The organism is Collinsella sp. AF23-4AC, from assembly GCF_003462685.1.
Classification (GTDB): Bacteria; Actinomycetota; Coriobacteriia; order Coriobacteriales; family Coriobacteriaceae; genus Collinsella.
This window is the reverse complement of the sequence record NZ_QRVE01000010.1, coordinates 17,993-36,814: the sequence shown is the minus strand read 5'-3', so window position 1 is coordinate 36,814 and position 18,822 is coordinate 17,993. Positions and strand designations below refer to the sequence as shown.

The window sequence follows — 18,822 nt, the reverse complement described above, 5'->3', positions numbered from 1 at the left end:
AACGTTATGGACTTTTTCATTGCGACTCAATTGCGAGGATTTCTTTATGGCTGGTAATCACTTTAAGGGCAGCGATAGCGGCCGCCCTGCAGTTCCGCCGCGTCCGAACGGGGCTGGTAAGGCCGGCACGCCGGGTGGCGCTGGACAGGGCGGTTCCGGTAAGCGCGTGTCCCCGGGCGAGACGGCGATGTTTACCGCTCTGTACGAGCAGTCTCAAAAGGCAAAAAAGACCGGCCGTGCAAGAGGGAATGTCTTTGCAGGCGGTGCAACCTCCGTGTCGCAGCCGAGCGGGGCTCCTTCGGTACCTGCGAACAACGCAGGTGCTGCCAACGCCGCGAATGCCGCCGGCAACGTTAATGCCGGCAAGGCCGCCAGCAATACTCCTTCTGCCGGTGGCGCGGGACTTACGGGTAACCTTGGCACGATCTACACCGGCGCCTCCGAGACTGGCACGTTCGCCCGCCTGGATGATAGCGGTGCCGAGTTTGCGGGCTCGGGTTCCAAGGAAGATTATTACGATTTTGGCTTGAACTACGGTAGCGACGCTTCGTCGAGTTCGACCTCTGACGGTCTGGTCCGTCATCGCCATCGCAAGGGCGAGCGCAAACAGCGTCACACCGGCGCCATTATTGCCGCTGTAGTCGCGGTGCTTCTCGTTGCGCTTGGTGCAAGCGGCTTTATGCTGCTTAACTCGGCAAAGACCGTAAAGAGCGAAGCGAAGGAGGCTGTCGAGATCGTCGGTGGCCTTAAGGACAAGGTCACGTCGGGCGATTTTTCGACGTTGCCTGACGACGCGAAGAAGATTGATGAGCTCTGCGACAGCATGAAGGCGGAGACTTCGAGCCCGCTGTGGACGGCGGCTTCGTTTATCCCGGTGTATGGCAGCGACATCAATGCGGCCCGCACCATGATCGACGCCCTGTCCGATGTCTCGAGCAATGCGCTGGTTCCCATGGCCGATAACCTTTCGCAGGCTACGCCCGGCAAGCTGTTCCAGGACGGCATGATTAACGTGTCCGCGCTGCAGGCGGTCGCCGATTCGCTTTCCAGCAGCTCGAAGGTGTTCAAGAGCGCCAACGAGAAGGTCCAGGGCATTGGCGATACTCATATTTCCCAGGTGACCGAGCTGGTCGATAAGGCCAAGGACGGCTTTGCCACCCTCAACGGCGCGGTTGACGCGGCGGAGAAGGTCGCCCCCGTCCTTCCCCAGATGCTCGGCGCCAACGGCCAGACGCGCAACTACCTTATGTACGCCATGAACAACGTCGAGATTCGTGCTTGCGGCGGCTTTGGCGGTTCACAGGGCCTGATTTCGGTCACTGACGGCCAGATGTCGATTGGCGAGTTTGTTCCCCGCATTGGACTCAGCGAGGATGAGGCAGTCGAGAGCGTCGACGAAGAGGATGAGGCGCTGTTCGGCAACCACAGTAACCTGTACAACTCGGGCAATACCTATTCGCCTGATTGGCCCCGCAACTCGCAGCGTGTCGCCGCGCTGTGGAAGTCCCAGTATGGACAGGACGTTGATGGCGTCATCGGTATCGACCCGGTGTTCCTGCAGTATCTGCTGGGCCTGGTCGGTAACGTGTCGCTGCCCGACGGAACGGTTGTCGACGGCACCAACGCCGCAAAGGTCCTCATGCACGATGTGTACTGGAACTATCCGGTCGAGGAGTCTGACGGCATCTTTGCATCCGTCGCCAGCGCTGCCTTCGACAAGATCCTTGGCGGTATCGGCGATGTCGATGTTACGAAGCTTGTCAGCGCCGTTGAGCGCGGTGCCGAAGAGGGCCGCCTGATCGCTTGGATGAGAAACGATGATGAGCAGAATGCCATCAAAGAGACGGGCATTGACGCTTCGCTGCCCGATCCGGATGATCCGAGTGCCGATCCCGTTGCCGGCGTTTACTTTAACAACCTGAGCTTCTCCAAGCTCGACTGGTATCTGAACGCCGACACGCAGATTGGCCAGGGCATCAAGAACGGCGACGGCACGTGCTCCTATCGCATCACCGTTACCCTGACGAACATCATGACGCAGGAGGAGGCCGGCAAGCTGCCCGACTACGTCGCGGCGAGCGCGCCCGATGCCGCGCGCGACGACGAGCGTCTGAATGTCTCGTTGTTTGCCCCGACGGGCGGCAACATTACTGATCTGACCGTCGAGGGCACCCAGTTTGGTCTTGGCGCCGCTGCGTGGCATGGAATCCCCTTCTATTCGGGCACCGTTGACCTGCATGCTGGCGAGACGACGACGATCACATATACGCTGACCACGTCGGCCGAGGCGGGGGACAAGCCGCTTACGCTGCGTCAGACTCCTACATGCCAGGCGGCTCGCGACAGCGCGTCGGCGTAGGGTTTTTCTGGTAGCGCAGATAATCGAGTACCATTTTGGGGCGGACAGGCAATCTGTCCGCCCCTATTTTGTAAGGAGAGCGCATGAAGTACTTTGGCACCGACGGCTTTCGCGGTGAGGCCAACGTTGGGCTGACGGTAGAGCACGCTTATAAGATTGGCCGTTTTGTGGGCTGGTATTACGGCGCCAACCGCGAGCGCAAGGCGCGCGTCATCGTGGGCAAGGACACCCGTCGCTCGAGCTATATGTTTGAGGCGGCGCTGGTGAGCGGCCTGGTCGCGAGCGGTGCGGACGCCTATATGCTGCACGTGATCCCCACGCCGGGCGTGGCGCATCAGACCGTGGAGGGCTGCTTCGATTGCGGCATCATGATCAGTGCGAGCCACAATCCGTTTTGCGATAACGGCATTAAGCTCGTCAACAGCGACGGCTTTAAGATGGACGAGGACGTGCTGGAGCTCATCGAGGACTATATCGATGGCAAGAGCGAGGTGCCGCTGGCAACGGGCAATCACATCGGCGCCACGGTGGACTACATGCAGGGCCGCAACCGCTATATTGCCTCGCTCATCGCAAGCGCGAACTTTTCGCTGCAGGGCGTCAAGATCGGCATCGACTGCGCCAACGGTTCGGCATCCTCGGTGGCCAAGCCGGTGTTCGACGCACTGGGTGCCGACGTGCGCGTGATCAACGCCGCGCCCGATGGCTTTAACATCAACGTTGACTGCGGCTCCACGCATATGGAGCGCCTGCAGCGCCACGTGGTGGAGCAGGGCCTGGACGTGGGTTTTGCCTATGACGGCGATGCCGATCGCTGCCTGGCCGTGGACGAGCGCGGTCGCGTGGTAGACGGCGACCAGATCCTGTACGTGTGCGGCGTGTATCTGAACAAGCACGGGCGTCTCTCGGGCGGTACCGTGGTGCCGACGATTGCCAGCAACTTTGGCCTGGTCAAGTCGCTGGAGCTTGCCGGTCTGAGCGCCGTGACCAGCGGCGTGGGCGACCGTCACGTGTATGCCAAGATGCGCGAGGGCGGCTACAGCCTGGGTGGCGAGCAGACGGGCCATACGATCTTTGGCGATATCGAGCGCACGGGCGACGGCATTATGACCTCGCTGCGCGTGATGGAAGTGATTCGTGCCGAGCGCGAGACGCTCTCGCAGCTCACGGCTCCGTGCAAGCTGCTGCCGCAGGCGCAGGTGGCCGTGCACGTGGCGGACAAGGACGCCGCGCTCGAGAACATGGGCGTGCAGAACGCCATCGCCGAGGCCGAGGCCGCGCTGGCAGGCGAGGGCCGCGTACTGGTGCGCAAGAGCGGAACCGAGTCGGTGATCCGCGTTTTGGCCGAAGCCCCCGACCAAGCCGCCGCCGACGCCGCCATGAAGCGCATCGCCAACGCGCTCGAGGCTCTGTAGTTACGCGGTTTTACCAAACCGCGTAACTGCTCGACGCTGCAAACGGCCCCAAGCGGCAATCTGACGTTCAATTTCAAGGGCGCGACCAGAAGGTCAGCGCCCTTTCATTTCACGTCACCTTGCTCGCTTAGGGTCGTTTTCGCTGATGTTGCCAAGACATTAGCGTCAACGAACTAGTCATTGGGTACCTAGTTATTGGGTGAAAAAAGGGGACGCTGCGGATTGGTTCCGCGGCGCCCCCTTTGCGTTGGCGTGTCGGTTATGCCTTACAGCTCGTAGAGCGCGGTGAACTTGTCCTGCAGGTAGCTGCAGTAGTAGCGGGCGTCGAACGCCATGCCGCAGGCGCCCTTGATGAGCTCCGGCGCGTCCTTGGCGCGGCCCCACTGCCAAATGTGCTCGCCCAGCCAGGCGCGGACAGGTGTCAGGTCGCCGCTCGCGCAGGCGCCGGTAAGGTCGACGCCGTCGCGGCACATGGCCGGCACAAACATGGCGTCGTAGGCGCTGCCCAGCGCATAGGTGGGGAAGTAGCCAAACGAACCGCCGCTCCAATGCGTATCCTGCAGGCAGCCGCGCGTGTCGTCGGGAACGGGAATGCCCAGGTACTCATCCATGAAGCGGTTCCAAAGCGCGGGGATGTCCTTGGCTGTGGCCTCGCCGGCAAACAGCATGCGCTCGATCTCGTAGCGCACCATAACGTGCAGCGGATAGGTGAGCTCGTCGGCCTCGGTGCGGATCAGCGAAGGCTGCGCGATGTTCACGGCGTGGTAAAGCGTGTCCTCGTCGACGTCGCCGTAGACCTCGGGTGCGTGGCGGCGCAGCACCTCGAGCAGCGGTCCCATAAAGGCGCGGCTGCGACCCACGGTGTTCTCGAAAAAGCGGCTCTGGCTCTCGTGGATACCCATGGAGGTGCCGCCCTCCAGGCAGGTGCGCGCATAGGCGGGGTTCACGCCCAGCTCGTACATGGTGTGACCGGCCTCGTGGATGATGCTGTAGACGTTGGAGATGCAGTCGTCCTCGTAGATGTGCGTCGCGATGCGCGCGTCACCCACGGCAAAGCCCTCGCTAAACGGATGCTCGGTAAAGGCAAGCGTGGTGTCGTCCAGATCCAGACCGACGAGCTTCATAAGGTCGAAGCTCATGGCGCGCTGGGCGGCCTCGGGCACGCGGGCGTGCAAAAAGTCGGCATCGGGCTGCTGGCCGCGCTCGCCGATGGCGTGCACGAGCGGCACGACCGTGGCCTTGACCTCCTCGCAAAACGCGTCGAAGCTCTTGGCAGAAAGGCCGCGCTCGTACTGGTCGAGCCAAACGTCGTATGGGTCGCGCTTGGGGTCCATGAGTTCGGCCTGATGCTTAAGTTGGGCGACGATTCTATCCACATAGGGCTCAAAGCTCGCCCAGTCATTGGCCGTCTTGGCCTTGTGCCACACAGCGTCGGCCTCGCAGGTGAGCCTGGTCCAGGCTTCGGCCTCCTCGGTAGGAATAACGCTTGCCTCGCGCTGGTCGCGGCCGAGCACGTGGATCTCGTCGAGCAGCTGCGGGTCGTCGACCATTCCGCCCGCGACCGTCTCACGCGCGAGAGAGCGCACGAGCTCAACGGACTTTTTGCTGGTCAGGAGTTTGTGATGTTCGCCGGCAAGGGTGCCCATAGCATCGGCGCGGGCCGCGGCACCGTTGGCGGGGGCAATCGTCGCGCCATCGAACTCGGCAATCTTGAGCAGGTACTCGCGGGTCCACAGTTTGCCTTCGAGCTTGCGGAATTTTTTGACGGCCTTATCGACCTTGATGCCTTTGGGCGTCTTGCCCGCCGCGGGCTTGGCCTTCTTATCGTACTTCTTTCCCATACCTATATCCTTGATCTCGCAGGCCGAGCGCCGCAGGCGGGTGCACGGCCAGTTTGCACAGCTACCTGCCTTGTACCCAGTGCGAACAAAACGGAACGCGGCGATATGCTCGCAGAATGTGTTATCCTATAGCCCAATGCGTTGACGGAGAGGGTTTTGCCCGCCGCGTCGCCGGCAAGAGAGGGAAGGTCATGGGCTGCAAGCCTTCCTGCGGTGGCAAGGGCCAAGCGTTCACTCCCGAGCAGCGACCTCAACGGGCGCGCGGCTAGCGGCGGCGAAGCCCCAGTAGGGAAGCCGTGAGCCTCGCGATAAGGGGCGCAGAGTGGGCACGGCGGGCCAGACATCCGCCGGGTCAAACAAGGTGGTACCGCGGAATTCAACCGTCCTTGGGCAATGCACATGCCCGAGGGCGGTTTTTTGTTACCGAACCGGGCCGCGTTTTCGCAACGCTGGGCGGCGGCAGTCGTCCCGGCGAGCGGGGAGCGCGAGAGACGAAAGGGAAGACATGAGTCTGATTGATGATCTGGTCAAACTCGAGGAAGAGGCCAAGGAGCTCGTCGCAGGCGCCGACGACGCCGCCAAGCTCGAGGCTGCGCGCGTTGAGCTGCTCGGCCGCAAGGGTCGCATTACCGGCCTGATGCGCATGATGGGCAAGCTCGCCCCCGAGGATCGTCCCGTGATGGGTAAGCGCGCCAACGAGATGCGCCAGCTGATCGAGGGCATGCTCGACGAGCGCAACACCGAGATGAAGGCCGCCGCCCTCAAGCACGCACTGGAGCACGAGGCCGTCGACATCACGCTGCCGGGTATCCGTCCGCAGATCGGTCACCAGCACCTGATCAAGCAGATCATCGAGGAGGCCGAGGACATCTTCTGCGGCATCGGCTACACCGTCGAGTCCGGCCCCATGGTCGACACCTCCTACTACAACTTCACTGCGCTCAACGCCCCCATGGATCACCCGAGCCGCTCGGCCCGCGACACGTTCTATGTGGTCGACAACAATCCCGGCAGCGTCGCGCATCCCGAGGCTCACGCCCACGGCGAGTCCGATGTGCTGCTGCGCACCCAGACCTCGGGCGTGCAGATTCACACCATGGAGTCACAGAAGCCGCCCATCTACATGATCTGCCCGGGCACCGTCTACCGTCCCGATACGGCCGACGCTTGCCACCTGCCGCAGTTCAACCAGATCGAGGGCTTGGTCGTCGACGAGGGTATCACCTTTGGCGACCTGAAGGGCACGCTCGACTACTTTGTTAAGTGCATGTTTGGCGAGGACCGTAAGACGCGCTACCGCCCGCACTTCTTCCCCTTCACCGAGCCCAGCTGCGAGGTGGACGTGAGCTGCCACGTCTGCGGCGGCAAGGGTTGCAACTTCTGCAAGCACAGCGGCTGGATCGAGATCCTGGGCTGCGGCATGGTCGACCCCAACGTTCTTATCAACTGCGGCATCGACCCCGAGAAGTATACCGGCTTCGCCTTTGGCATTGGCGCCGAACGCGTCGCGGCCCTGCGCTACGACCTGCCCGACCTCAGAACTCTCATGACTGGCGATATGCGCTTCCTGAACCAATTTTAGCCTTGCCCAGGCACCCCATCTTGGCGTTCAAACCGTCGCTCGCGTACCTTTAGTACGCGTCGCTCCTCTTTCACGCCAACCTGGGGCACCTGGACAACCCTAAGGCGAACGTCTTCATTTGATACCCCTCCCTATGCGGAGATTAAGAACTAGGAGAGCTATATGCGCGTTTCTTACGACTGGCTCAAGACCATGATCGATATTCCGGAGGATCCCAAGACTCTTTCGGACGAATATATCCGTACCGGCACCGAGGTCGAGGCGATTGACACCGTGGGCGAGTCCTTCGACCATGTGGTGACTGCCAAGGTGCTCACCAAGACCCCGCACCCCGATAGCGACCACATGTATGTGTGCTCGGTCGACGTGGGCGACAAGAACCTCGACGCCGACGGCAACCCCGCCCCGCTGCAGATCGTCTGCGGCGCGCAGAACTTCGAGGCCGGCGACCACATCGTCACGGCCATGATCGGCGCTGTCCTGCCCGGCGACGTCAAGATCAAGAAGAGCAAGCTTCGCGGCGTCGTGTCCATGGGCATGAACTGCTCCGCGCGCGAGCTCGGGCTGGGTGGCGACCACTCCGGCATCATGATTCTGCCCGAGGACACGCCCTGCGGTATGCCGTTTGCCGAGTATGTGGGCTCGAGCGACACCGTGCTCGACTGTGAGATCACGCCCAACCGCCCCGACTGCCTGTCCATGATCGGCATGGCCCGCGAGACCGGTGCCATCTTCGATCGCGATTTCCACGTTGAGCTGCCCGCCATCAAGATCGAGACCGGCCGCGCGACCGACGACGAGCTTTCGGTCGAGATTGCCGACGAGGGCCTGTGCGACCGCTACGTCGCCCGCATCGTGCGCAATGTGAAGGTTGGCCCGTCGCCCGACTGGATGGTCAAGCGCCTTAACGCCCTGGGCGTGCGCCCACACAACAATATCGTCGACATCACCAACTACGTGATGATGCTCACCGGTCAGCCGTTGCACGCTTTTGATCTGGACACCTTTGCCGAGCGCGATGGCCACCGTCGCGTGGTGGTTCGCGCCGCCCAGCAGGACGAGAAGTTCACGACGCTCGATGGCGAGGAGCGTGTGCTCGACGCCGGCATGGGCCTCATCACCGACGGCGAGCGTCCCGTGGCGCTGGCCGGCGTTATGGGTGGCATGGATTCCGAGATCGAGGACGATACCGTTGACGTGATGGTCGAGAGCGCCTGCTTCAACGCCGGCCGCACCTCGCACACCAGCCGTGACCTGTCGCTGATCTCCGACGCCTCCATTCGTTTTGAGCGCCAGGTTGACGAGACCGGCTGCGTGGATGTCGCCAACGTTACCTGCGCGCTCATCGAAGAGATCGCCGGCGGCGAGGTTGCTCCCGGCTATGTCGACGTGTTCCCCGCGCCCAAGACCATCGATAGCATTAAGCTGCGCCTGGCCCGTGTGCACGCCATCTGCGGCGCCGACATCGAGCCCGACTTTATCGAGCGCTCGCTCACCCGCCTGGGCTGCACCGTCGAGCGTGACGGCGAGGACTTTATGGTTACCCCGCCGAGCTTCCGTCCCGACCTGCCGCGTGAGATCGACCTGATCGAGGAGGTCCTGCGCCTGTGGGGCATGGGTCGCGTCACGGCGACCATTCCGGCTGCCAAGAACCACATCGGCGGCCTGACGCGCGAGCAGAAGCTTACCCGCAAGGTCGGCGAGATCCTGCGCGCCTGTGGCCTCAACGAGACCACGACCTTTGGCTTTGCCGCCCCGGGCGACCTGGAGAAGATTGGCATGTCCACCGAAGGCCGCGGCTGCCCCGTGGTGCTCATGAACCCGCTGGTGGCCGAGCAGACCGAGATGCGTCGTTCGCTGCTGCCGGGCCTGCTGCAGTCCGTGGCCTACAACGAGGCGCACGGTACGCCCAACGTGCACCTGTACGAGGTCGGCAACCTGTTCCACGGTCGCGAGAACGCCAGCCTGCCCAAGGAGACCAAGTCCGTGGCGGGTGTGCTCTCGGGCCAGTGGAGCGAGCAGTCCTGGAACATGAAGTACCGCAAGCTGCGCTTCTTCTTTGGCAAGGGCATTGTCGAGGAGCTGCTCGCCCAGCTGCGCATCGAGAAGGTTCGCTTCCGTCCCGTCGAGGGCGAGGACTACGCTTTCTTGCAGCCGGGTCGTGCGGCCGAGGTTCTGTCCGGCGGAACCGTGCTGGGCTGGGTCGGCGAGATTCACCCCGAGGCGCGCGAGGCGATGGGCATCGATGAGGTTGTCGTTGCCTTTGAGCTCGACTTGGACAAGCTGATCAAGGGCGCCCGCAACCAGGAGAACTATCGCGAGTTCTCGCAGTACCCGGCCGTTGAGCACGACCTGGCTATCGTGGTCGACAACACTGTGACCTGCGAGGATCTTGAGCGTCGTATTACGAGTGCCGGCGGCAAGCTGCTCGAGGGCGTGCGCCTGTTCGATGTCTACCGCGATCCGGTCCGCATCGGCAAGGGCAAGAAGTCCATGGCCTTTGCGCTTACGTATCGCTCGGACGACCACACGCTTACCAGCGAAGAGGTCGAGAAGGCGCACCAGAAGATCGTCACCAAGGTGTGCAAGGGCGTAAACGGCGAGGTTCGCTCGTAATCTTTGCCGTTCGGAACCCGTCCCCTGCGGGGTTTTCACGGCAACGTCCTCGCCGCTTCGCGGCTGCGGGATGTTGCCTTAGAAAACTCCTCTCGGGGGCGGGTTCCTGCGTTAACCTTGTTGCGAGCGGACCGCACCTTCTTCCGGGTGACCGGAAAGTTGGGAGTGCATGGGCCTTTATTGGGCGGTGCGTGGACCTGGGTTAATAACGTACGTATTGCAAGGGCGTGCTGCGTTGTGGGCGGTGCGTCTTTTTGTTAGTATGCAGAGTCGGTGTTACGGATTGTTGGAAACGTAACACGCAACGTTCTGATTGAGAGGGCTCATGCACATTCCAGATAATTATCTGTCCCCGCAGACCGATGCCGTCATGGCCGTGGCGATGGTACCCGTTTGGGTCCACTGCATCAAGAAAGTGCGCGCCACGCTCGATCGCGAGCATATGGCCTTTCTGGGTATTTGCGCTGCGTTCTCCTTTTTGCTCATGATGTTCAACGTTCCGCTGCCCGGCGGCACCACGGGCCACGCCGTCGGCGGCGCACTCATCGCGCTGCTGCTGGGTCCCGAGGCCGCGGCTATCGCTGTCTCGGTCGCGCTGGCGCTGCAGGCGCTGCTGTTTGGCGACGGCGGCGTTCTGTCCTTTGGCGCCAACTGCTTTAACATGGCCTTTGTGCTGCCGTTTACCGCTGCTATCGTGTTCCGTGCGCTCAACAGCCGTCTGCACGACAAGAGCTGGGGTACCTCGGTTTCTGCCATCGTGAGCGGTTGGGTCGGCCTGTGCCTGGCGGCCCTGTGCGCGGCAATCGAGTTTGGTATTCAGCCGATGCTCTTCACCAACGCTTCAGGCGCTCCGCTGTACTGCCCCTTCCCGCTGTCCGTGGCTATTCCGGCCATGTTGATCCCGCATATGCTGGTTGCCGGCGTGATCGAAGGCGTGGCAACGGCCGCCATCTACGGCTTCATTAAGAAGACGGCGCCGAGCATTATCGTCGGCCCCGAGGCCGCCGATGGCCAGCTTGCCGTCGATGGCACCGCCAAGAAGACTTCCCTGATCCCCACGCTCATTCTGGTCGCCGTGCTTGTCTTGGCCACGCCGCTGGGCCTTTTGGCCACGGGTGACGCATGGGGCGAGTGGGACGCCGAGGGCGCCGCGACTGCCGTTCAGGAGGCTGGTGACGACAGTCTGCAGGCTTCGGTCGGCCTCGATACCCCGACCTTTGCCGACGCTCTGCCTACGGGCGATTACCTGCAGGCCTATTCCGAGGAGCAGGGTCTTGGCTTTGCCGGCCAGGCTGCTATGTATATCCTTTCGGGCGTGATTGGCGTGGCAGTGCTTACCATCGCATTCCGTCTGATCTCGCTGACGGTCAAGGAAAGCGGTGCTCATGGCAATAGCCGAGCTGCCTAGCTGGCTCGCGGTCGAGCAGCGTTACGAGCCCGCGGGGGCTCGACATCGTGTGATGCAAAAGAACGTCCTGCACCTGGCGAGCCTGCTTGAGCGGGTTCGCCTGGGCGGCGGCGCACACAAGGGCGGGTCGATAATCGACCGCGCCCTTTCTTCCGTTTCGGCCCCGGTGCGTTTGGTAGGGATGTTCGTTTGCGTTCTGTGCGTGTGCCTGACGCAGAGCCCGCTGTACCTCATGTTGATGGCGGCTATCGCGCTGGTGCTCGTTGCCGTGCGCCCCGTACGCGGGCTGCGGGCAACCTTTGTGCCGGCGCTTGGCGCTGCGGGGCTCGCGGTGGTTCTGGCACTGCCTGCCTTGCTGCTGGACGCTTCTGCCGCGGGCGCCATGCTCAAGATTGCGCTCAAGACCTTCATTAATGTGTCGCTCGTGCTGGGCGTTTCGTGGACCCTCACGTGGAGCCGCATGTCGGCGGCGCTCAAGATGCTACATCTACCCGACGAAGTTATCTTTACGTTTGATATGGCGCTCAAGCATATCGAGGTGCTGGGACGCACGGCGCACGATCTGTGCGAATCGGTCATGCTGCGCAGCGTTGGCCGTGCACCTGCGGGTTTTTCGCGCACCGACTCGCTGGCGGGTATCATGGGCATGACCTTTATCAAGGCGATGGAATGCAGCCGCGCGATGGATGAGGCTATGCTTTGCCGCGGCTTTGCCGGCGCGTATCCGGCGCCCGCGCGCGCCGGGTTTGGCTGGCGCGATGCGGTCTATGCGGCCGGCGTGGCGCTGCTGGCAGTGTTGTGCGCCGTGCTGTAGGCGCTGCTGGTTCTGGCTGGGGATGCAAATAGGGAAGGGCGACGTTTTGACGATCGATATGAATAGTGCGGCGGGCACGAACGGTGCGGGCGGCGCCGAGGTCGCGCCGCTCATCGAGCTGCGCGACGTGGTGTTCTCCTATACGGGGCATACGGTTGTCGATGGTGTGTCGCTGCGGGTCGATCGTGGTGAACTCGTTGCCCTGCTCGGTCCCAACGGCTGCGGTAAGACGACGATTATGCGCCTTATCAACGGCCTTGAGCTCGCGGACGCGGGTGCATACCTGTTTGACGGGCACGTGATCGATGCGGCATATCTCAAGGATTCCGCAGCCGCTCAGCGTTTTCATCAGCGCGTGGGCTTTGTGTTCCAGAATGCCGACGCCCAGCTGTTCTGCGCTACGGTGGGCGAGGAAGTTGCTTTTGGTCCCGCGCAGATGGGACTGCCGACAGACGAGCTCGAGCGCCGCGTCCGCGATGCCATGGAGCTGTTCCAGGTTGCCGATCTGGTCGATGCCTCGCCCTATCAGCTTTCGGGCGGGCAAAAGAAGCGCGTTGCGCTGGCTGCGGTGGTGTCGATGAACCCGGATATCTTGGTCCTCGACGAACCTACCAATGGGCTCGACGAGGATTCATGCGACATCGTGGTCAACTTCTTGCTGGCTTACGTCGCGGCGGGTAAGACGGTTTTGATGAGTACGCACCATCAAGATTTGGTGCGCCGCCTGGGGGCCCGTGCCATCTATATCGATCGATATCACCATGTGGTCGAGGCGCCCGTGCCGTCGTATGGAACCGAAAGCGGTGCTACGGACTAGTTGCTGCGTAGAGGATGCGTAGCCGCCCGCGCGGCTTTGCCGTGATGGTATAGTTATCCAGGTTTTTTATGGGGGTGGCTATGCCAAGCTGGAACATTCATATCGCTCAGACGGAGCGTTTGCTGGAGCGCACCAGTGCGCTTGCCGATAGCGTGCGTGACCGCAATGCCTTTTTGTTTGGCTGCGTGGTTCCGGACATTTTTGTGGGCTATATGGTTCCCGGTATCGCCGATCCCATTCCGTATCGCATTACGCACTTTGCAAAGCCCGAGCCAATCCCTAAGCCTCGTGAGCATGAGTTCTGGGATACCTATGTGGCACCGCTGCTTAAAAGTTCTCCCACCGGTGCGCCGGCCGCGGCGACCTCGATTATCGAGGAGCGCGAGCGACTGAATCGTGTGCACTATCCCCAGCGCTACAGGGATGCCGAGCCGGTTGTCGGTCCCAGCGCCTGTGAGTTCTCGCTTGCGTCCGAAGATGTGGCGCAGTCTTTGCTCGATTTAACGCTGGGCGTCTGGTCGCATCTGGTGGCCGATACCGTATGGAATACGCGCGTGAATCAGTACCTGGAGGCGCACGGCGGCAAGCCGTGCGAGGAATTCCGCATTAAAAAGCAAGGTGACTTTGACTGGTTTGGTAAGACGCTCGGCATTGTTTCGATTCCGCGCGCGACCGATCGCCTGTATACTGCGGCGACGCGTTTTGGGCAGTATCCCATCCATAAGGAGTATGTGCTCAAGACCATTGGCGTTATGCACGAGATTGTGCGCGAAAACCCCGGTGAGCCCGATCATCCGCCGTATCGCCTGCTAACCGAGGAGTTCTTCGATGCAACATTTACCGAGGTCATCGAGCTAACCGAGGCGGGATTTGCGGCTCGCGTTGCTGCTTCTGACGTTCCCGCAGTCCCCCTGATCGCTAGCTGCTAGCCGGCCAGCTTGACGGTGAACAGTTCATCCCAATTGACCAACGGCTCCCGTCGCAGGGCGTCTTCGGTGGTGCGCTCGGCATCGGAGAGGCTTGCGACTGAACGCAAATCGATGATGCGGCATACGAAGAAGGTCTAAAAAAGGGCCCGGAAGGCAATGCCTTCCGGGCCCTTTGCAATGCAAATCTGCTTGCAAGTACGATTTAGCGCACCTGAGCGACGTAAGCGACGTTGGTCGAGGAGACCTTGTCCTCGAGCTGGACGCTCATGCGGGGATCGCCGGCGGTGGCGACGGTCAGGTCGCCGGCCTCGACGTAGCCGAGCTCCTTAGCGGTCTCGATTGCCTTGACGATCGTGCCGTTGACGGTACCCTGGGTAATCTCGGCCTGGTGCGGGATAACGCCCCAGTACATGATCATCTGCTGGACGGCCCACTCGTGGCGGGAGAACGCGCAGATCGGCATGTTGGGACGGAAGTGCGAGATCAGGCGAGCGGTACGACCGGTGGTCGTCGGCACGGTGATGCACTTGGCGCCAACGGTGGTAGCCATGTTTACAGCGGACATACCCACAACGTTGTTGACGACGCGGGTGCCGTGAGCGTCAGCCGGAACCTCGAGCGGAGCGTGAGCCGGGAGGTACTTCTCGGTCTCGAGAGCAATGCTGGCCTGCATCTTAACGGCCTCGACCGGGTACTTACCGGCAGCGGACTCGCCAGAGAGCATAACGGCGTCGGTGCCGTCGTAGATGGCGTTAGCAACGTCGGCAACCTCGGCGCGCGTCGGGCGCGGGTTCTGCTGCATGGAGTCGAGCATCTGCGTAGCGGTGATGACGGGCTTGTAAGCCGCGTTGCACTTGGCGATGATCTCCTTCTGGATGTGGGGAACGAGCTCGGGCTTGATCTCGATGCCCAGGTCGCCACGGGCGACCATGATGCCGTCGGAAGCCTCGAGGATCTCGTCAAAGTTCTCGACGCCCAGGGCGCACTCGATCTTCGGGAAGATCGTCACGTGCTCGCCACCGTTCTCGCGGCAAAGCTCGCGGATGCCGCGGACGGACTCGCCGTCACGGATGAAGGAAGCGGCGATGTAGTCGATGTTCTCGGTCAGGCCAAAGAGGATGTCCTGACGATCGCGCTCGGTGATGGCGGGCAGCGAGATGTTGACGTTGGGCATGTTGACGCCCTTGCGCTCGCCGATCAGGCCGTCGTTCTTAACGACGCAGGTCATGTCCTGGCCGCTGACGGACTCGACCTCGAGGGCAACCAGGCCGTCATCGATCAGGATGAGGGAGCCCTTCTCGACCTCGGAGGGCAGAGCCAGGTAGTCGAGGGAGATGTGCTCGGCGGTGCCGTGGAAATCCTCGGACGTGGGCTGAGCAGTGACGACGATCTTGTCGCCGGTCTTGACGGCAACCTTCTTGCCGTCGACCAGAAGGCCGGTGCGGACCTCGGGGCCCTTGGTGTCGAGCAGGATGCCGACAGGCAGACCGAGCTCCTTGGAAATACGACGGACGCGCTCGATGCGACCGTGGTGCTCGTCGTAGGAGCCGTGCGAGAAGTTAAAACGGGCGACGTTCATGCCCGCCTTGATCATCTCGCGGATGGTCTCGTCGCTATCGCAGGCGGGACCCATGGTGCATACAATCTTAGTGCGCTTGTACATTCAGACCTCCATCTGACATCGTCTTGCGCTGATAGATAAACCATAAGAAATAAAATCGAGTTGATTATAACGAAATACCGACCGAATACCCCAAAAAAACGACCGTATGCCGATTAAGAAGTTCATTTTTTGCGAGAAAAACGGTATATGCAAAAATTTTACCAACTGCTCTTACCGCTGCTATCTGGGCGATATTTCAGTTTGACGAAGTGCCGAAGAAAAAACGTTTTACCAACATTGAGCATCACACGGTCTGCACCGTTGCACTCGAGCCGTGTTTCCAATTGGAATGTTTTGGCTAGACGCGCCGCTTTGGGGTACCATAGCTCCACTATCAACTGCCGCTCAGCACGGCAGCCTTGATGAGCCCTTGCCCTTCTCCTGGGAATTATGATCGGGCATCAATCTGCTGAGTGGCCCGAATCCCAGGAGGGGACTCTATATGCAAAAGGAATACCTGTCCGCCGCGGCGGAGGTGCTCAGCGACCAGGGTGTCGATGAGAACCTCGGCCTGAGCACCGGCGAGGCGTCGTCGCGCCTCGCCAAGACAGGCCCTAACAAGCTCGAGGAAGCAGAGAAGACACCGTTGTGGAAGCGCTTCTTTGAGCAGATGGCCGACCCCATGGTCATCATGCTGATCGTTGCCGCCGTCATCAGTGCACTCACGGGCATGGTCAAGGGCGAGCCCGACTTTGCCGATGTCTTCATCATCATGTTCGTCGTTATCGTCAACTCGGTGCTGGGCGTGGTCCAGGAGGCTAAAAGCGAGGAGGCTCTCGAGGCTCTGCAGGAGATGAGCGCGGCGCAGTCCAAGGTGCTGCGCGACGGCAAACTCGTGCACCTGCCGAGCGCCGAGCTCGTGCCCGGTGACGTGATCATGCTCGAGGCGGGCGACTCCGTCCCGGCCGACTGCCGTGTGCTCGAGAGCGCCACGATGAAGATCGAAGAGGCCGCACTCACCGGCGAGTCGGTGCCCGTAGAGAAGCACGCCGACGTGATTGAGCTTGCCGCGGGCACCGATGACGTGCCGCTCGGCGACCGCAAGAACATGTGCTACATGGGTTCCACCGTGGTATACGGCCGCGGCCGCGCCGTCGTGGTCGGCACCGGCATGAACACCGAGATGGGTAAGATCGCCGGCGCCCTGGCCGAGGCCAAGGAAGAGCTCACGCCGCTGCAGGTGAAGCTTGCCGAGCTCAGCCGCATCCTCACCATCATGGTGATTATCATCTGCGTCGTGATCTTTGGCGTTGACATCCTCCGCCACGGCGTGGGCAACGTCCTTACCGATCCGACTGCCTTGCTCGACACCTTTATGGTCGCTGTCTCGCTCGCCGTCGCTGCCATCCCCGAGGGTCTGGTCGCCGTCGTGACCATCGTGCTGTCGCTTGGCGTGACCAAGATGGCCAAGCGCCAGGCGATTATCCGCAAGCTCTCTGCCGTCGAGACCCTTGGCTGCACGCAGACCATCTGCTCCGACAAGACCGGCACCCTTACCCAAAACAAGATGACCGTCGTCAAGCACGAGCTCGCCGCGCCCAAGGAGAAGTTCCTGGCCGGTATGGCTCTGTGCTCCGACGCCCAGTGGGATGAGGAGCTGGGCGAGGCCGTGGGTGAGCCGACTGAGTGCGCGCTCGTCAACGACGCCGGCAAGGCTGGTCTTACTGGCCTGACTGCCGAGCACCCGCGCGTGGGCGAGGCCCCGTTCGACTCGGGCCGTAAGATGATGTCCGTGGTCGTCGAGACCCTGGACGGCGAGTATGAGCAGTACACCAAGGGCGCGCCCGATGTGGTGATCGGCCTGTGCACCCATATCTACGAGGGCGATAAGGTCGCCCCCCTGACCGCGGAGCGCCGTGCCGAGCTCGTGGCCGCCAACAAGGCCATGGCCGACGAGGCCCTGCGCGTGCTGGCGCTGGCAAGCCGCACCTACACCGAGGTCCCGGCCGACTGCAGCCCCGCCGCGCTCGAGCATGACCTGGTCTTCTGCGGCCTGTCCGGCATGATTGACCCGGTCCGCCCCGAGGTCGCCGACGCCATCCGCGAGGCGCACGACGCCGGTATCCGCACCGTCATGATCACGGGCGACCACATCGACACCGCCGTGGCCATCGCCAAGCAGCTGGGCATCGTCGCCGATCGCAGCCAGGCCATCACCGGTGCCGACCTCGATCGCATGAGCGACGAGGAGCTCGACGCGCACATCGAGGATTACGGCGTGTACGCCCGCGTCCAGCCCGAGCACAAGACCCGCATCGTCGAGGCTTGGAAGTCGCGCGACCAGATCGTGGCCATGACGGGCGACGGCGTCAACGACGCTCCGTCCATCAAGCGCGCCGACATCGGCGTGGGCATGGGCATCACCGGTACCGATGTCACCAAGAACGTCGCCGACATGGTGCTTGCCGACGACAACTTCGCCACCATCATCGGTGCCTGCGAAGAGGGCCGTCGCATCTACGACAACATCCGCAAGGTCATCCAGTTCCTGCTTTCGGCCAACCTTGCCGAGGTATTCTCGGTGTTTATCGCCACGCTCATCGGCTTTACCATCTTCCAGCCGGTGCAGCTGCTGTGGGTGAACCTAGTTACCGACTGCTTCCCCGCGCTCGCGTTGGGCATGGAGGATGCCGAGGGCGACATCATGAAGCGCAAGCCGCGCAACGCCAAGGACGGCGTCTTTGCTGGCAATATGGGCCTGGACTGTGTGGTCCAGGGCCTAATCATCACCGTGCTGGTGCTGGCGAGCTTCTTTGTGGGCGTGTACTTTGACATGGGCTACATCCACATCGCCGATATGATCGCCGGCAATGCCGACGAGGAAGGCGTGATGATGGCGTTCATCACGCTCAACATGGTCGAGATTTTCCACTGCTTCAATATGCGCAGCCGTCGTGCGTCGCTGTTCACCATGAAGAAGCAGAACAAGTGGCTGTGGGCTTCCGCCGCGCTGGCGCTGGTGCTGACGGTGATCGTAACCGTGCAGCCGACGCTTGCCGAGATGTTCTTTGGCCCCGTGACGCTTGAGCTCAAGGGCGTTGTCGCTGCCCTGGGCCTGGCCTTCCTGATCATCCCGCTGATGGAGATTTACAAGGCGATCATGCGCGCGGTCGAGAAGGAGTAGGTCGAAAGGCCATCCTTCCCACCGGCCCGACCGCCTGCGGGGTTTCTTCTTCGCTGGTCCTCGCGCTTCGCGCTGCGGGATCGCTCAGAAGAAACCCCTCCCGGCGTCGGGCCTTTGGATAGCCTCTCGGGACCATTGGCTGAGGGAAAGTTTGTGAGCTGGTCGGGCTTTGCCCGGCCAGCTCTTTTTGATTTAAAATACCTGCTCAGTTGTGATTTATGGTGCTGGGAGGCGCTTGTGGGCAAGGCTAAGGC

At 62.0% G+C, this 18,822-nt stretch carries 11 protein-coding genes; 9 read left to right on the top strand and 2 right to left on the bottom strand.

Annotated elements, in window-relative coordinates:
- The first annotated feature begins 46 nt into the window (after positions 1-46).
- Entirely contained in the window at positions 47-2,359 is a 2,313-nt protein-coding gene (locus DWY05_RS06570; RefSeq protein ID WP_117821122.1) for a DUF4012 domain-containing protein, read from the top strand.
- A gap of 83 nt (positions 2,360-2,442) precedes the next feature.
- Positions 2,443-3,774, top strand: coding sequence for a phosphoglucosamine mutase (glmM, locus tag DWY05_RS06565; RefSeq protein WP_117821123.1), 1,332 nt, complete (start codon positions 2,443-2,445; stop codon positions 3,772-3,774).
- Between the two features lie 266 nt (positions 3,775-4,040).
- Here glmM and DWY05_RS06560 read toward each other — a convergent pair whose 3' ends face one another.
- Positions 4,041-5,615: a carboxypeptidase M32 gene (locus tag DWY05_RS06560; RefSeq protein WP_117821124.1), complete on the bottom strand. Its 1,575-nt coding sequence runs from the start codon at positions 5,613-5,615 to the stop codon at positions 4,041-4,043.
- 505 nt (positions 5,616-6,120) lie between these two features.
- On the opposite strand from DWY05_RS06560, the gene pheS reads away from it, so the two are divergent.
- The 6 genes from pheS (at position 6,121) to DWY05_RS06530 (ending at position 13,781) form a co-directional block, all read left to right on the top strand.
- On the top strand, positions 6,121-7,197 hold the full coding sequence (gene pheS / locus DWY05_RS06555; RefSeq protein WP_117821125.1) for a phenylalanine--tRNA ligase subunit alpha: 1,077 nt from the start codon (positions 6,121-6,123) through the stop codon (positions 7,195-7,197).
- Between the two features lie 162 nt (positions 7,198-7,359).
- Positions 7,360-9,813 carry a phenylalanine--tRNA ligase subunit beta gene (gene pheT, locus DWY05_RS06550; RefSeq protein ID WP_117821126.1) on the top strand — a complete coding sequence of 818 codons (2,454 nt, stop codon included), beginning with the start codon at positions 7,360-7,362 and terminating at the stop codon, positions 9,811-9,813.
- Positions 9,814-10,138: 325 nt separating this feature from the next.
- Positions 10,139-11,221: a cobalt transporter CbiM gene (cbiM, locus tag DWY05_RS06545; RefSeq protein WP_117821127.1), complete on the top strand. Its 1,083-nt coding sequence runs from the start codon at positions 10,139-10,141 to the stop codon at positions 11,219-11,221.
- Positions 11,199-12,035: an energy-coupling factor transporter transmembrane protein EcfT gene (locus DWY05_RS06540; protein WP_117821128.1), complete on the top strand. Its 837-nt coding sequence runs from the start codon at positions 11,199-11,201 to the stop codon at positions 12,033-12,035. The genes cbiM and DWY05_RS06540 overlap by 23 nt, the downstream gene beginning before the upstream one ends.
- Positions 12,036-12,081: 46 nt before the next feature.
- Positions 12,082-12,852 carry an energy-coupling factor ABC transporter ATP-binding protein gene (locus DWY05_RS06535; protein ID WP_233504043.1) on the top strand — a complete coding sequence of 257 codons (771 nt, stop codon included), beginning with the start codon at positions 12,082-12,084 and terminating at the stop codon, positions 12,850-12,852.
- 80 nt (positions 12,853-12,932) lie between these two features.
- Positions 12,933-13,781 (top strand): hypothetical protein, encoded by an 849-nt coding sequence (locus DWY05_RS06530; RefSeq protein ID WP_117821130.1) that lies wholly within the window; start codon positions 12,933-12,935, stop codon positions 13,779-13,781.
- A gap of 202 nt (positions 13,782-13,983) precedes the next feature.
- On the opposite strand, the gene pyk is transcribed toward DWY05_RS06530, so the two are convergent.
- On the bottom strand, positions 13,984-15,444 hold the full coding sequence (gene pyk, locus DWY05_RS06525; RefSeq protein WP_117634311.1) for a pyruvate kinase: 1,461 nt from the start codon (positions 15,442-15,444) through the stop codon (positions 13,984-13,986).
- Between the two features lie 442 nt (positions 15,445-15,886).
- Here pyk and DWY05_RS06520 point away from each other — a divergent pair, with 442 nt between their 5' ends.
- Positions 15,887-18,568: a cation-translocating P-type ATPase gene (locus tag DWY05_RS06520; RefSeq protein WP_117821131.1), complete on the top strand. Its 2,682-nt coding sequence runs from the start codon at positions 15,887-15,889 to the stop codon at positions 18,566-18,568.
- The last annotated feature ends 254 nt before the right edge of the window (positions 18,569-18,822 follow it).

What these genes read in the sequence shown, in the direction of transcription:
- pyk (WP_117634311.1), bottom strand. Translation starts at nt 15,444, where the DNA reads ATGTACAAGCGCACTAAGATTGTATGCACCATGGGTCCCGCCTGCGAT.
- DWY05_RS06520 (WP_117821131.1), top strand. Translation starts at nt 15,887, where the DNA reads ATGCAAAAGGAATACCTGTCCGCCGCGGCGGAGGTGCTCAGCGACCAG.
- DWY05_RS06530 (WP_117821130.1), top strand. Translation starts at nt 12,933, where the DNA reads ATGCCAAGCTGGAACATTCATATCGCTCAGACGGAGCGTTTGCTGGAG.
- cbiM (WP_117821127.1), top strand. Translation starts at nt 10,139, where the DNA reads ATGCACATTCCAGATAATTATCTGTCCCCGCAGACCGATGCCGTCATG.
- DWY05_RS06570 (WP_117821122.1), top strand. Translation starts at nt 47, where the DNA reads ATGGCTGGTAATCACTTTAAGGGCAGCGATAGCGGCCGCCCTGCAGTT.
- DWY05_RS06560 (WP_117821124.1), bottom strand. Translation starts at nt 5,615, where the DNA reads ATGGGAAAGAAGTACGATAAGAAGGCCAAGCCCGCGGCGGGCAAGACG.
- pheT (WP_117821126.1), top strand. Translation starts at nt 7,360, where the DNA reads ATGCGCGTTTCTTACGACTGGCTCAAGACCATGATCGATATTCCGGAG.
- pheS (WP_117821125.1), top strand. Translation starts at nt 6,121, where the DNA reads ATGAGTCTGATTGATGATCTGGTCAAACTCGAGGAAGAGGCCAAGGAG.
- glmM (WP_117821123.1), top strand. Translation starts at nt 2,443, where the DNA reads ATGAAGTACTTTGGCACCGACGGCTTTCGCGGTGAGGCCAACGTTGGG.
- DWY05_RS06540 (WP_117821128.1), top strand. Translation starts at nt 11,199, where the DNA reads ATGGCAATAGCCGAGCTGCCTAGCTGGCTCGCGGTCGAGCAGCGTTAC.